General features: G+C 66.2%; 23 protein-coding genes. All 23 read right to left on the bottom strand.

What is annotated here, in order from left to right:
- Window positions 1-6 precede the first annotated feature (6 nt).
- The gene (gene rpsE / locus CVO96_RS12660; protein WP_165795292.1) at window positions 7-522 is read right to left on the bottom strand and encodes a 30S ribosomal protein S5; all 516 of its coding nucleotides are present in this window, start codon (window positions 520-522) and stop codon (window positions 7-9) included.
- Window positions 512-850 carry a 50S ribosomal protein L18 gene (gene rplR / locus CVO96_RS12655; RefSeq protein ID WP_103312541.1) on the bottom strand — a complete coding sequence of 113 codons (339 nt, stop codon included), beginning with the start codon at window positions 848-850 and terminating at the stop codon, window positions 512-514. Before rplR ends, rpsE begins: the two co-directional genes overlap by 11 nt.
- A complete protein-coding gene (rplF, locus tag CVO96_RS12650) occupies window positions 850-1,407 on the bottom strand; it encodes a 50S ribosomal protein L6 (protein ID WP_103312540.1) in 558 nt (185 codons plus the stop codon). The genes rplR and rplF overlap by 1 nt, the downstream gene beginning before the upstream one ends.
- A 126-nt stretch (window positions 1,408-1,533) precedes the next feature.
- Window positions 1,534-1,935: a 30S ribosomal protein S8 gene (gene rpsH, locus CVO96_RS12645; protein WP_103312539.1), complete on the bottom strand. Its 402-nt coding sequence runs from the start codon at window positions 1,933-1,935 to the stop codon at window positions 1,534-1,536.
- A gap of 253 nt (window positions 1,936-2,188) precedes the next feature.
- Entirely contained in the window at window positions 2,189-3,130 is a 942-nt protein-coding gene (locus CVO96_RS21125) for a DUF5694 domain-containing protein (protein ID WP_165795291.1), read from the bottom strand.
- A gap of 108 nt (window positions 3,131-3,238) precedes the next feature.
- Window positions 3,239-3,424: a type Z 30S ribosomal protein S14 gene (locus CVO96_RS12635; RefSeq protein ID WP_103312538.1), complete on the bottom strand. Its 186-nt coding sequence runs from the start codon at window positions 3,422-3,424 to the stop codon at window positions 3,239-3,241.
- Between the two features lie 13 nt (window positions 3,425-3,437).
- Window positions 3,438-3,977, bottom strand: coding sequence for a 50S ribosomal protein L5 (gene rplE / locus CVO96_RS12630; RefSeq protein ID WP_103312537.1), 540 nt, complete (start codon window positions 3,975-3,977; stop codon window positions 3,438-3,440).
- A gap of 93 nt (window positions 3,978-4,070) precedes the next feature.
- On the bottom strand, window positions 4,071-4,418 hold the full coding sequence (rplX, locus tag CVO96_RS12625; protein WP_103312536.1) for a 50S ribosomal protein L24: 348 nt from the start codon (window positions 4,416-4,418) through the stop codon (window positions 4,071-4,073).
- Window positions 4,418-4,822, bottom strand: coding sequence for a 50S ribosomal protein L14 (gene rplN / locus CVO96_RS12620; protein WP_103312535.1), 405 nt, complete (start codon window positions 4,820-4,822; stop codon window positions 4,418-4,420). Before rplN ends, rplX begins: the two co-directional genes overlap by 1 nt.
- A complete protein-coding gene (rpsQ, locus tag CVO96_RS12615) occupies window positions 4,819-5,103 on the bottom strand; it encodes a 30S ribosomal protein S17 (RefSeq protein ID WP_103312534.1) in 285 nt (94 codons plus the stop codon). Before rpsQ ends, rplN begins: the two co-directional genes overlap by 4 nt.
- A complete protein-coding gene (rpmC, locus tag CVO96_RS12610) occupies window positions 5,100-5,300 on the bottom strand; it encodes a 50S ribosomal protein L29 (protein ID WP_103312533.1) in 201 nt (66 codons plus the stop codon). The genes rpsQ and rpmC overlap by 4 nt, the downstream gene beginning before the upstream one ends.
- The gene (gene rplP / locus CVO96_RS12605) at window positions 5,287-5,712 is read right to left on the bottom strand and encodes a 50S ribosomal protein L16 (RefSeq protein ID WP_165795290.1); all 426 of its coding nucleotides are present in this window, start codon (window positions 5,710-5,712) and stop codon (window positions 5,287-5,289) included. The genes rpmC and rplP overlap by 14 nt, the downstream gene beginning before the upstream one ends.
- The gene (gene rpsC, locus CVO96_RS12600; protein WP_103312531.1) at window positions 5,712-6,458 is read right to left on the bottom strand and encodes a 30S ribosomal protein S3; all 747 of its coding nucleotides are present in this window, start codon (window positions 6,456-6,458) and stop codon (window positions 5,712-5,714) included. Before rpsC ends, rplP begins: the two co-directional genes overlap by 1 nt.
- A 3-nt stretch (window positions 6,459-6,461) precedes the next feature.
- Window positions 6,462-6,884, bottom strand: coding sequence for a 50S ribosomal protein L22 (gene rplV, locus CVO96_RS12595; protein WP_103312530.1), 423 nt, complete (start codon window positions 6,882-6,884; stop codon window positions 6,462-6,464).
- Window positions 6,881-7,168: a 30S ribosomal protein S19 gene (gene rpsS / locus CVO96_RS12590; protein WP_103312529.1), complete on the bottom strand. Its 288-nt coding sequence runs from the start codon at window positions 7,166-7,168 to the stop codon at window positions 6,881-6,883. Before rpsS ends, rplV begins: the two co-directional genes overlap by 4 nt.
- Before the next feature lie 12 nt (window positions 7,169-7,180).
- Window positions 7,181-8,014, bottom strand: a complete 834-nt coding sequence (gene rplB, locus CVO96_RS12585; protein WP_103312528.1) for a 50S ribosomal protein L2 — start codon at window positions 8,012-8,014, stop codon at window positions 7,181-7,183.
- Window positions 8,015-8,027: 13 nt separating this feature from the next.
- On the bottom strand, window positions 8,028-8,315 hold the full coding sequence (locus tag CVO96_RS12580) for a 50S ribosomal protein L23 (protein ID WP_103312527.1): 288 nt from the start codon (window positions 8,313-8,315) through the stop codon (window positions 8,028-8,030).
- A complete protein-coding gene (gene rplD / locus CVO96_RS12575) occupies window positions 8,312-8,938 on the bottom strand; it encodes a 50S ribosomal protein L4 (RefSeq protein WP_103312526.1) in 627 nt (208 codons plus the stop codon). Before rplD ends, CVO96_RS12580 begins: the two co-directional genes overlap by 4 nt.
- Complete coding sequence (gene rplC / locus CVO96_RS12570; RefSeq protein WP_103312525.1) at window positions 8,938-9,558, bottom strand: 50S ribosomal protein L3; 621 nt, start codon at window positions 9,556-9,558, stop codon at window positions 8,938-8,940. Before rplC ends, rplD begins: the two co-directional genes overlap by 1 nt.
- Window positions 9,555-9,878 carry a 30S ribosomal protein S10 gene (gene rpsJ, locus CVO96_RS12565; protein ID WP_014685998.1) on the bottom strand — a complete coding sequence of 108 codons (324 nt, stop codon included), beginning with the start codon at window positions 9,876-9,878 and terminating at the stop codon, window positions 9,555-9,557. The genes rplC and rpsJ overlap by 4 nt, the downstream gene beginning before the upstream one ends.
- Before the next feature lie 5 nt (window positions 9,879-9,883).
- Window positions 9,884-11,101, bottom strand: coding sequence for an elongation factor Tu (tuf, locus tag CVO96_RS12560; protein WP_103312524.1), 1,218 nt, complete (start codon window positions 11,099-11,101; stop codon window positions 9,884-9,886).
- Window positions 11,102-11,333: 232 nt separating this feature from the next.
- Window positions 11,334-11,828, bottom strand: coding sequence for a P-loop nucleotide/nucleoside kinase family protein (locus CVO96_RS12555; protein ID WP_103312523.1), 495 nt, complete (start codon window positions 11,826-11,828; stop codon window positions 11,334-11,336).
- Between the two features lie 27 nt (window positions 11,829-11,855).
- Window positions 11,856-12,299 (bottom strand): hypothetical protein, encoded by a 444-nt coding sequence (locus CVO96_RS12550; RefSeq protein ID WP_103312522.1) that lies wholly within the window; start codon window positions 12,297-12,299, stop codon window positions 11,856-11,858.
- Window positions 12,300-12,353: the final 54 nt, after the last annotated feature.

The following is a 12,353-nucleotide window of genomic DNA, read 5'->3' as shown; positions in this document are numbered from 1 at the left end:
TTGCCATTACTGAACGCCTCCGGTCTCGCCTCGCAGCGCGCGAACCTGCTTCGCGGTGCGGAGGTTCTTCAGGCCGTCGAACACGGCGTAGGCCACGTTGACCTTGTTGCGGCTGCCCAGTTCCTTGGACAGCAGGTTGGTGATGCCGGCCAGTTCGGCGATCGAGCGGGGCACGGTGCCCGCGATCACGCCCGTACCGGGGCCGGCGGGCTTCAGGAGCACGCGGCTGGTCGAGTTCTCGCCCACGATGTCGTGGGGAATCGTGCCGTTTTCCACGGGCACCATGATCATGTTCTTGCGCGCGATGCTCTTGGCCTTCTCGATGGCCACGGGCACTTCCTTGGCCTTGCCGATCCCCATGCCCACGCGGCCGTTGCGGTCGCCCAGGATCACCAGCGCGGCGAAGCGGAAGCGGCGCCCACCCTGGTAGGTCTTGGAGGTGCGGTTGACGAAGAGCATCTTCTCTTCGAATTCGCTGCTTTCGCGCTCCGCATTGCGGTCGTTGCGTCGATTAAAAGTCAAGGCCACCCTCCCGCGCCGCGTCTGCGAGCGCCTTCACGCGTCCGTGGTACTTGTACTGACCACGGTCAAAAACCACCTGCTTGACACCCTTGGAGAGGGCCGCTTCGGCCAGGGCCTTGCCCACGGCGGCGGCGGTGTCGGTCTTGGTGCCCGTCTTGAGGGCAGCGGAGCTGGCTGCGGCCAGCGTGACCCCCTTGGAGTCGTCGATGATCTGGGCGTAGATGTGCTTGCTGGAGCGGTACACGCTGAGGCGCAGTCTCTCGCCGGCAGCGGTACGGACTTTGCGGCGGGCGCGCAGTTTGCGCCGGATGGTCGTCTGAGCAGCCATTATTTCTTCCCTTTCCCGCCGGTGGCACCGGCCTTACCGGCCTTGAGGGCGATCTTCTCACCGAGGAAGCGCACACCCTTGCCGTGATAGGCGTCGGGCTTGCGCACCTTGCGGACGTTGGCGGCCACCTGACCGACGAGCTGCTTGTCGATGCCGCTCACGTCAATCTTGGTGGGCTCGGGCACGGTGAAGCTCACGCCCGCCGGCGGCTCGATGATGACCGGGTGGCTGTAGCCGATGGCCATTTCGAGGTTCCTGCCGGCCAGCTTGGCGCGGAACCCCACGCCCCTGAGTTCCAGGTTGATGGTGTAGCCGTCGCTCACGCCCTTGACCGCGTTGGCGACCAGCGAGCGGGTCAGGCCGTGCAGGGCGCGGTGGCGCTGCGCGTCGCTGGGGCGCTCGACCAGCAGGGTGTCGCCGTCCTGGCGGACGGTCAATTCGTTGTTGTAGGGAACCGTGAGTTCCCCCTTGGGCCCCTTGACCTTGAAGATGCCGTTCTCGGCGCTCAGGGTCACGCCGCTGGGCACGGCGATGGGTTGTTTACCAATTCGGGACATGGAAGTCCTCCCTTCAGTCCTTAAGTCAGTCGGCGCCGATCCGGCGTGCTGAGGTCAGGGTAGGTGGCTCGGGGACGGCCCCTCGCCATTGCGGTTACTCGCTCTGCTCGGCCCTTCGGGCAACCGTTACCAGAGAACGCAGATGACTTCGCCGCCGACGCCCTGCTTGCGGGCTTCGCGGTCGGGCAGCAGGCCCTTGCTGGTCGAGACCACGGCCACGCCCAGGCCACGCTGGATGCGGGGCAGGCTGTCGGCGCTCACGTAAGATCGGCGTCCAGGGCGGGAGATGCGCTCGATGTGCTTGATGACCTGTTCGCGCTTGGCGCCGTATTTCAGCGTCACTCGCAGGACATCGAACTTCTGGCCTTCGGGCACCAGGCGTTCGACAGAGGCCACGTAGCCCTCTTTGACCAGCAGCTTGGCCAGTTCTTCCTTGAACTTGGAGGCCGGGATGTCCACGGTCTCCTTGTGGGTGCGCGTCGCGTTGCGGATGCGCGTGAGCATGTCGGCGATGGGATCACTCAGCATGTGTCTCCTCCAGGGGCGCGGCGTGAGCCACTGCCCCGGCAGGTGTGTCCGGTCTCGGTCTGAGTCCGGCCACGGGTCTCCCCATTGGAATGCTTGACGGAAACAGTCCCGCCGGTTCTTCTCTTGGGTCGGAAATCCACCACTGGACGATCACCTTTCAAAGCTGACCGGTTCGTATCCAGGGGGCACAGCACGTTCGCTGCCGCGGGTGCGGCAAGAAAGAAGTGTAGCAGACCAGGCGGGGGAAGGGCAATCAGCCTTCCAACTCCACTCCCACCAGCTCGCTCAGCTCCACCAGCCGCACGTCGGCCCCCAGCGCCCGCACCGCCGCCTTCATCGGGCCGGTGTGCGAATGGCCGACGATGGCCAGCACGCGGCCGCCAGGGCAGGTCATGGTGCCCATCCTCAGCCGGGCGGCCATGAACAGGTTACGGGCCTCCCAATCGGCCAGCTTGGCGCGGCCCGGCAGGCCCAGGCGCAGATTCGCCTCCCGCTCCAGGCTGTCGTTGCTGACCAGGGTGTCTGGCCGGTTCAGGAGCAGCAGCGTTTCCCAGTACTCTGACGACTCCCCGCGCTGCTGGGCCTGCGCGCGGACAAACGGATGAGCATTCAGCCACTCCTGGAACTCAGGGGCCCTCACGCCCGCCCCGAATGCCCGCTCCTGCTCAGGCGTCATCTCGGCCACAGGGAAATCGTCGAACAGGCACAGGCGGGAATGGCCCAGGGCGCGGGCCACCGCCACGCCCAGGCGCACGCTCTCCGCCGGGCTCCGCAACAGGTCGCTCAATCCCTGGGCGAGAGGCGGCGTCAGGGGCAGATCCGGTGTCCAGTGCAGCAGCACGTTCCAGGGTTCGAAGGCCGCCAGATGAGCCATGACGCGCTGCCCTGTCTCCAGCGCCGGATCGTCGGCCTGCCGGGCGGCCTCGGCCCTCGTCCAGCCGGTCGCCTCCTGCGCCTCTCGTCCCAGCGCCCGCGCCTGCGGATAGCCGCCATAGTTCAGCTCGTCCAGCCACCCGCCCTGCCGGTCGTACAGCTCCACCAGCTCTCCGGGCAGCACCTCGACCCCGACCAGATCAGGCCTCCAGGCCTGGAGCCGAGCGGAGGTGCGGGCCAGGGCGGCGTCCGGCACATCGGCACCCAGATGCAGGCTGCCCACGATCAGCACCTCGGTGGGCGGGCCGGTGAAGGTCGTCATGGCCAGAGGATAGGCAGAGAACACGCTCACCGCTGTCCCAAGTGCGGGCGGAGTCCGGCGCCCCATGAAAAAACCCCCGTTTCCGGGGGCATCTTCTCAACTCTCCGCTTACCAGCTGGCTTTCTTCACGCCTGGCAGCTCACCCTTGTGGGCCATCTCGCGGATGCAGATGCGGCACATGCCGAAGAAGCGGTAGAAGCCGCGGGCCCGGCCGCAGCGCGAGCAGCGGCTGTAGTTCTGCACGGCGAACTTATGTCCGCGCGCAGCCTTCACAACTTTCGAGGTATTCGCCATTGGTCATCCGTCCTTATTTGCGGAAGGGAAGGCCCATCGCCTGGAGCAGCGCGCGGGCTTCCTCATCGGTCTTGGCGGAGGTGACGATGGTGATGTCCATTCCGCGCGTCTTGTCCACCATGTCGTAGGTGATCTCCGGGAAGATCAGCTGTTCCTTGATGCCCAGGTTGTAGTTCCCGCGGCCGTCGAAGGCGTTGGGGTTGATCCCACGGAAGTCGCGGATCCGCGGCAGGCCGATGTTGATCAGCTTCTCCAGGAACACGTACATGCGCTCACCGCGCAGCGTGACCTTGATACCCACGGGCATCCCCTGGCGCAGCTTGAAGTTCGAGATGCTCTTCTTCGCCTTGGTGATGATGGGCTTTTGCAGCGTGATCAGGCCCAGTTCCTTGGCCGCCTTGTCGATGGCCTTGGAGTCCTCCTTGGAAGAGCCCAGGCCCTCGTTCACCACGATCTTCTCGATGCGGGGCACGGCCATCACGGAGGAGTAGCCGAACTGCTGCATCATCGCGGCGCGAACCTGTTCGTTGTATTTCTGCTTGAGCTGTTGCATATGGGTTCCTTCGAGCGGTCTCGCAGTTTTTCAGCGAGCGCCGCTCAGGCCGCTCCGTGTCCGCCGGTCTCGGCGGGGAGCGGCCCGGAGTGGTCAGTCGATGTTCTTGCCGCTGGCGACCGCGACACGGACTTTCTTGCCGTCCACGACTGTTTTACGGATACGGGTGGCCTTGCCGGTCTCGGGATCGACAATGCTGACCTTGGAGGCGTGCAGGGCAAGCTCGCGCTGTTCCTGGCCGCCCTGGGGGTTGCCGGCCGAGGGCTTGACGTTCTTGGTGACCATGTTCACGCCTTCCACGACGACCTTCTGGTCGCGGGGCAGCGCGAGCAGCACCTTGCCGGTCTGGCCCTTGTGCTTGCCGCTGCGGACGATCACGGTGTCGCCCTTTTTCACGTGCAGCTTGTCGTTGTGGTGGCTTCCGGCGCTAGGACGGGGCATTACAGCACCTCCGGGGCCAGGGAGATGATCTTCATGAAGCGGCGGTCGCGCAGCTCACGGGCCACTGGCCCGAAGACGCGCGTGCCACGCGGCTCGCCCTGATTGTTGATGATGACGGCGGCGTTCTTGTCGAAACGGATGGTGCTGCCGTCGGCGCGCTTGATGGCGTGGCTGGTGCGCACGACCACGGCCTTGACGACGTCGCCGGCCTTCACGGTGCCGCGCGGGGCGGCGTCCTTGACCGAGGCGACGATGATGTCACCCACGTGGGCGTAGCGCTTGTTGCCGCCGCCCCCGGTGGTCAGGCCCTTGCCGCCGATGCCGGAGTTCAGCACGCGAATGCACATGATCTCGCGGGCGCCGGAGTTGTCCGCCACGTCCAGGCGGGACTGGGGCATGATCATGCCTGGCCCCCTTCCGTCTCGACGGCGGTGGTCTCGATGCCGCGGGGGCGCTCGATCAGCTTGGTGACCTTCCAGGTCTTGGTCTTGGAGATCGGGCGCACGGCGATGATCTCGACGCGGTCACCGATCTTGTATTCATTCTTCTCGTCGTGGGCCGCGTACTTGTGGCTGCGGGTCACGATCTTGCCGTACAGCGGGTGGGCGAAGCGGCGCTCCACCTTGACGCTCACGGTCTTATCGGCCTTGTCGCTGACGACGACGCCGGTAAAGGTCTTCTTCATGCCTGCTCTCCCTTGGCCAGCTCCGTCCGGATGGTGTGGAGCTGAGCGACTTCGCGGCGCAGAATGGTCACGCGGTGCGGCTGGGCCAGGGTGCCCACGGCCGCCTGGAAGCGCAGCTCCATCAGTTCCTTCTTGCGGGCGTCGATTTCCTTGGCGAAATCCTCCGCCTTCAGTTCACGCATTTCACTGGGCTTCATCGTAGACCTCGCGCTTGACCATCTTGGTCTGGATGGGCAGCTTGTGACCGGCCAGGCGGAAGGCTTCCTTGGCCTGCTCCTCGGTCACGCCAGAGACTTCGAACATCACGCGGCCGGGCTTGACCACGCTGACCCAGAACTCCACGGCGCCCTTCCCTTTCCCCATTCGGGTTTCGGCGGGCTTCTTCGTCACGGGCTTGTCGGGGAAGATGCGGATGTAGATCTTGCCCCCACGGCGGAAGTGACGGCTCATGACGATGCGGCAGGCCTCGATCTGGTTGCTCTTGATCCAGGCGGGCTCCACGGCGATCAGACCGTAGTCGCCGAAGGCCACGTAATCGCCGCCCTTGGCGTCGCCGGTCATCCGGCCACGGTGCTGTTTACGGAACTTGGTGCGCTTCGGGAGAAGCATCATTCACCTCCGGTGCGCCGGCGGGCAGTGGGCCGGCGACGGTTGGGGCGGTCGCCACCTTCGGGGCGGCGCTCGTCCTGCTTGCGCTGGGGGCGGGCGAAGGACTCGGTCTTGCCGCCGATGACCTCACCGTTGAACACCATGACCTTGATGCCCAGGATGCCGTAGGTGGTGCGGGCCAGCGCGGTGCCGTAGTCGATGTCGGCGCGCAGGGTGTGCAGCGGCACGCGGCCCTCGCGCACGGTCTCGCGGCGGGCCTGCTCGGCCCCGCCCAGGCGGCCCGAGAGCACGACCTTGACGCCGCGCGCGCCGGACTCCATGACGCGCTGGGCGGCCTGCTTCATGGCGCGGCGGAAGGCGAAGCGGCGCTCGATCTGCTCGGCGATCCGCAGCGCCACCAGCGGCGCGGAGATGTTCGGGTTGGGGATCTCGGCGACGTTCACGGCCACCGTGCCGGCGGACACCAGCTTCTCGATGTCGCCGCGCAGCTTCTTGATGGAGTCGCCGCCCTTGCCGATCACGATGCCGGGCTTCGCGGCGGAGATGATCACGTTGACCTGCTGGCCCGCGCGCTCGATCTCGATACGCGCGATGCCGGCGGCAGCCAGTTCCTTGTTCACGAGGTTACGGATCTTCTCGTCCTCGCGCAGCAGGCCGGCGTACTGCTTCTTGCCAGCGTACCAGCGGCTGTTCCAGCCCCGGGTGATGCCCAGGCGGAAGCCGTTCGGGTTGATTTTGTTGCCCATAGCTTATTTCCCCCGGCGGGCAGCTTCGCGCTCGCCCACGATGATGGTGATGTGGCTGGTGCGCTTCTTGAGGATGTTCGCGGTGCCACGTGCGCGGGGGATCAGCCGCTTGAGGGTCGGACCGGCGTCCACGTAGGCCGCCGTGATCACGAGGCGGTCTTCGAGCATCTCGTCGTTGTGCAGCGCGTTGTGCTTGGCGCTGTTGAGCACCTTCATGACCGGCTCGGAGGCCGCGCGCGGGATGAAGCGCAGCAGGTCTTCGGCGTCGCGCACGGACTTGCCACGGATCACGTCGACCACCAGGCGCACCTTGCGGGGGCTGATACGCACGTACTTCGCCACGGCGTAGCCGGGACGGCGCAGCTTGACCTGCTGCTTGCGCTGCTTCTTGTTGCGGAAGGTCTGTTCAGGGGCTGGAGCGGTCATTTCTTCTTGCTCCCCTTGGCGGACTTCTCGGAACCGTGCCCCCGGTAGGAGCGGGTGGGCGAGAACTCACCGAGCTTGTGGCCGATCATCTGCTCGTTCACGAACACCGGGATGTGCTGCTTGCCGTTGTGCACGGCGATGGTGTGGCCGATCATCTCGGGCACGATGGTGGAGCGGCGGCTCCAGGTCTTGATGACCTTCTTGGTCTTCGAGTCGTTCTGAACGTCCACCTTCTTCAGGAGGTGGTCGTCCACGAACGGCCCTTTCTTCAGGCTACGGGGCATACGCTACCCTCCTTACTTCCCGCCGCGGCGGGTGATGATGAACCGGTCGGAGACCTTGCGCTTCTTGCGGGTCTTGAGACCCTTACTGGGCTGACCCCAGGGCGAGACGGGCACGCGGCCAGCGCCGGTGCGGCCTTCACCACCGCCGTGCGGGTGATCCACCGGGTTCATGGCCGAGCCACGCTGATGCGGCTTCTTGCCCAGCCAGCGCGAGCGGCCGGCCTTACCCAGCACGATGTTCTTGTGCTCGGCGTTGCCCACGGTGCCCAGGGTGGCGTAGCACTCCGAGTGGATGCGGCGCAGCTCGCCGCTGGGCAGGCGCAGGATCACGTAATCGCTTTCCTTGCCCTGCACCTGGATCGAGGTGCCGGCCGAGCGGGCCAGCTGAGCGCCCTTCATGGGGATCAGTTCGACCGCGTGCACCACGGCGCCCACCGGCACGAAGCGCAGCGGCAGGGCGTTGCCCAGCTTGGGCTCGGCCTCCGGGCCGGCGTTCACGGTCGCGCCCACCACGAGCCCTTCAGGAGCCAGGATGTAGCGCTTCTCGCCGTCGGCGTAGTGCAGCAGGGCGATGCGCGCGGAGCGGTTGGGATCGTACTCGATCGCGGCGACCTTGGCCGGCACGCCCGCCTTGTCGCGGCGCTTGAAGTCGATGACGCGGTACAGCCGCTTGTGCCCGCCGCCGATGAAGCGGCTGGTGATGCGGCCGCGGTTGTTGCGTCCGCCGGTCTTGGGCAGGGCTTCGGTGAGCGCCTTCTCAGGTCGCTTCTTGGTCAGTCCGCTGAAGTCCGCCGTCGTCATCTGGCGACGTGACGGCGTATAGGGACGGTATTTCTTGACGGCCATGTTCCAAATCTCCTTAGGCCTGGCCTTCAAGGGCCGCGATGCTCTGACCTTCGGCGAGGCGCACGATGGCCTTCTTGCGGTCGTTGCGCTGACCGATGAACTTGCCCACGCGCTTGCGCTTGCCCGGCACGTTCATGGTGCTGATCCCGATGACCTTCACACCGAAGGCTTTCTGGATGGCGTCCTTGATGTCCGTCTTGGTCGCCTTGGGGCTGACCCAGAAGGAGTACACGCCGCGTTCCATGCCGGCGTAGGCCTTCTCGCTGACCACCGGGGCCTGAAGAATGTCGTAGTGGCTCATGCTCCGGCCTCCTCGCTGCTGGCCTGGGTGTCCTCGTCGCTCATTTCCAGCGCGGCGGCGTCGATCACCAGACGGTCGTGGCGCAGGATGTCGTAGACGTTGACGCCGGCGACGGCCATCACGCTGATCCAGGGGATGTTGCGCGCGGCGCGGCGGGCGGCCAGGTCATCGGTCACCAGCAGCACCTTTTCCGTGCCGTCCATGCCGTTCTGGCCGGCCCAGGCGATAAAGTTCTTGGTCTTGCCGTCGAGGTCGAAGCCGTCGACCGCGACCAGCTTGCCTTCGTCCTGACGGGCCGCGAGGGCCATCGCCAGACCCAGCTGACGCACCTGCCGGGGCAGGGTGTAGCCGTAGGAGCGGGGCTTGGGCCCGAAGGCCACGCCGCCGCCCACGAAGGTCGGGACGGAGCGGTCGCCGTGACGCGCGTTGCCGGTGCCCTTCTGGGAGTACATCTTCTTGCCGCCCCGGCTGACCTGCGCGCGGGTCTTGGTGCTCGCGGTGCCCCGGCGGCGGCTGGCCAGCTGCCAGGTCACGACGTCGTGCAGGATGTTCTTGTTTACTTCCGGCAGTTCCACGTCGATCTTGCGACCGCCGTTCACGCCGATGACGTCAATCTGCGCCATTACTTGCCTCCCTTGGACGCGCCGCGCAGCACGACGAGTCCGCCGTTGGCGCCAGGGATCGCGCCCTTGACGAGAATCAGGTTCTCGCCCGCGCGGATCTCCACGATCTCCAGGTTCTGCACGGTGATGCGGTCCATCCCCATGTGACCGGCCATGCGCTTGCCCTTGTACACGCGGCCGGGCGTCTTGCGCTGGCCGATGGAGCCGGGACGGCGGTGCCACTTCTTGGAACCGTGGCTGGCCGGGCCGCCCTTGAAGTTCCAGCGCTTCATGACGCCCTGGAAGCCCTTGCCCTTGGAGGTGCCGGTCGCGTCGATCTTCTCGCCCTCGGCGAAGATGTCCACATTCACGGTGTCACCGTCGGGGGTGAAATCGCGGAACTCGCGCAGGAAGCGCACGGGGGTCACGCCGGCCTTCTTGAAGTGCCCGGCGGTGGGCTTGTTGACGCTGCGCTCGGTCTTGAACGCGTAGCCGATCTGCACAGCCTCGTAGCCATCCGTCTGCGCGGTCTTGCGCTGTACGACGGGGCACGGGCCGGCCAGCACGACGGTCACCGGAACGGCGCGGTCGCCCTTCCAGATCTGCGTCATGCCGATCTTGGTGCCGAGGATGCCTTTCATGCGCGGCCCCCCACGGTCTTGATCTCGATGTCCACACCGGTGGGCAGGTCGAGGGTCATGAGGGAGTCGATGGTCTTCTTGGTGGGGTTCATGATGTCCACCAGACGGTTGTGGGTGCGGATCTCGAAGTGCTCGCGGCTGTCCTTGTTCACGAAGGGCGAACGCAGCACGCAGAAGCGGCGGATGCGGGTCGGGAGGGGCACGGGGCCGCTCACGTCCGCGCCGGTGCGCCGGACGGTGTCCACGATCTTGCTCGCGGACTGATCCAGCGCCTTGTGGTCAAAGCCACGCAGTTTGATACGGATCTTGGGGGCAACCATTGTGTTTACTCCAGAACCTTGGCGACGACGCCGGCGCCGACGGTGCGGCCGCCTTCACGGATGGCGAAGCGCAGGCCTTCTTCCATGGCGATGGGCTTGATCAGTTCGACGATGAAGGTGATGTTGTCCCCGGGCATGACCATCTCCACGCCCTCGGGCAGTTCCACCACGCCCGTCACGTCCGTCGTGCGGAAGTAGAACTGCGGCCGGTACCCCCCGAAGAACGCCGAGTGCCGTCCACCCTCGTCCTTCGAGAGCACGTACACGCTCGCCTCGAACTTGGTGTGCGGCTTGATGCTGCCCGGCTTGGCCAGCACCTGCCCGCGCTCCACGTCATCGCGCGCCACGCCGCGCAGCAGCACGCCCACGTTGTCGCCCGCCATGCCCGAGTCCAGCAGCTTGCGGTGCATCTCGATGCCGGTCACGGTGGTCTTGCGCGTGTCGCGCAGCCCCACGATCTCCACTTCGTCCTGCACCTTCACCACGCCACGCTCCACGCGACCGGTCGCCACGGTGCCGCGCCCGGTGATGGTGAAGACGTCTTCGACCGGCATCAGGAACTGCTTGTCCGTGTCGCGCTCGGGGGTGGGGATGTAGGAGTCCACGGCGTCCAGCAGTTCCCAGATGTAGTCGACCCACTTGTCCGAGCCGCGCTGGGTCTTGGGGTTCTTCTGCAGCACTTCCAGCGCCTGCAGGGCCGAGCCCTTGACCACGGGGAGGTCATCGCCGGGGAACTCGTACTTGCTCAAGAGCTCGCGCACTTCCATCTCGACGAGCTCCAGCAGTTCCTCGTCGTCGACCATGTCGACCTTGTTCATGAACACCACGATGTAGGGCACGCCCACCTGACGGGCCAGCAGGATGTGCTCGCGGGTCTGGGGCATGGGGCCGTCGGCCGAGGAGACCACCAGGATCGCGCCGTCCATCTGCGCGGCGCCCGTGATCATGTTCTTGACGTAGTCGGCGTGGCCGGGGCAGTCGACGTGCGAGTAGTGCCGGCCCGAGGTCTGGTACTCGACGTGGGCGGTGTTGATGGTGATGCCGCGGGCCTTTTCTTCCGGGGCCTTGTCGATCTGGCTGTAGTCCATCGTCTCGATGGTCGGGTCGGCCGCGGCGGCCGTGAAGGTGATGGCGGCCGTCAGGGTGGTCTTGCCGTGGTCGACGTGGCCGATGGTGCCCACGTTCACGTGGGGCTTGGTGCGCTCGAACGTTCCTTTCGCCATGTTCTCTACTCCCTCCAAGCGGTGGGTTCACACACCAAAACGGCCCTTTGATCGGGTTTCCCCCGCGCATACCGCAGGGTTCTGGTGGCATCCCACATTGGGTTGGTTCTCGCCAGGACGGTGTCCCGCCAACTGGCACGCTGCGCCGGAACTACCAGGCCTAGGGCCGTGAACTCACGGCGCACCGAAGAATAAGGGTACAAGATTTTGCCTATTGGAGCAAGTGGGAGTCTCAGTTTTCAGGTACAGGCACGGCCGTCCCCGCCACCGTGACAGCCCCTTCATCGGCGCCGGGCGGCTCGAAACGGGTCAGGAACAGATCCAGCGCCGCGTCGTCGATCTCGAAGGTGCCTGGAGCCAGAGCGGCATTGCGGCGCTGGAGCCGCTGGCGAAGCTCGGGCAGGGGCACATCGAAATAGAGCAGCCGGACTTCGACCCCAAGCGCCGAGGCCTGAGCGCGAACCCCATCCCGCTCGGCGCGGCGCCAGAAGCCCTCGTCCAGCACCACGTCCAAACCAGCCCGCAGGATCTGGGCGGCCACCGCCCACTGCAGTTCGCGCACCACCGCCAACCGGGCATCGAAGACCGCCCGCTCCATGTGCTGTCCAAACAGCGGCACCATCCAGTCGTCGGACGCCAGGCGAACGGCGCCCTGGGCTTCCAGGCGCCGGGCACAGGTGGTCTTGCCGCTGCCGGGCAGGCCGCAGAGCAGGATCAGGGTGCTCACGGTGGGGCGACCCTCATCACTGGGTAGCTACGGACGACTCGTGTAGGCCACCACCTGACGGTCGAAGGCCCCGATCAGCATGAAGATGCCCAGCACCGTGCCCACGGGAAAGAGCAGGAGGCTGAGCACTCCGATCACGATGCTGGAGACCCGGCCCCAGGAACGCCCCTCCAGCACGGCCCGCCGCGTGAAATACAGCCAGAGGATTAGCGCGGCGGTGAGGACGAAGGAGACCCACAGGGTCAGCTGGATCTGTGCGGGGGTCAGCTGCACGGGCGGCAGCCCCGAGGCCGTGTTGAGCTGCGCCAGCAGATCGTTCAGCGCCCCGCCCTGGAAGGGCAGGGTCAGCAGCGAGATGGCGTTGTAGAGCAGTCCGACCAGCAACGGAACGGTCAGGAAGGCCAGACGGGGCGGTCTGGGCGGCAGGGACTGGGGCGCCTGCGGGGTGGTCTTGTCTTCAGGCCAGCTCATAGGGCTTCAGAGTAGCGCGGCTCCGCGCCGGGGCGCCGCATCCATCCCAAAGGA

Source organism: Deinococcus koreensis, assembly GCF_002901445.1.
Taxonomy (GTDB): Bacteria; Deinococcota; Deinococci; order Deinococcales; family Deinococcaceae; genus Deinococcus; species Deinococcus koreensis.
This window is presented reverse-complemented; position numbering and strand designations above follow the sequence as displayed.